Raw genomic sequence first — 226 nt, forward strand, 5'->3', positions numbered from 1 at the left:
CAGAGGACCTGGCGTACGTGATCTACACGTCGGGAACGACGGGCAAGCCGAAGGGCGTGATGATCGAGCACCGCAGCCTGGTGAACACGGCGGCGGGCTACCGGCGGGAATACCGGTTGGATCAGTTCCCGGTGCGGCTGCTGCAGCTTGCAAGCTTCTCGTTCGACGTGTTCGTGGGAGATATCGCGCGGACGCTGTACAACGGAGGCACGATGGTGATTGTGCC

1 protein-coding gene is annotated in these 226 nt (G+C 62.8%); it reads left to right on the forward strand.

Features of this window, described 5'->3' with window-relative positions:
- The coding region (locus G9G54_RS25150; RefSeq protein ID WP_165179976.1) for an AMP-binding protein at window positions 1–226 on the forward strand (226 nt) is incomplete at both ends.

Origin of the sequence: Paenibacillus sp. EKM212P, assembly GCF_011066115.1 — a bacterium.
In the GTDB taxonomy this organism is placed as follows: Bacteria; Bacillota; Bacilli; order Paenibacillales; family Paenibacillaceae; genus Paenibacillus; species Paenibacillus polymyxa_B.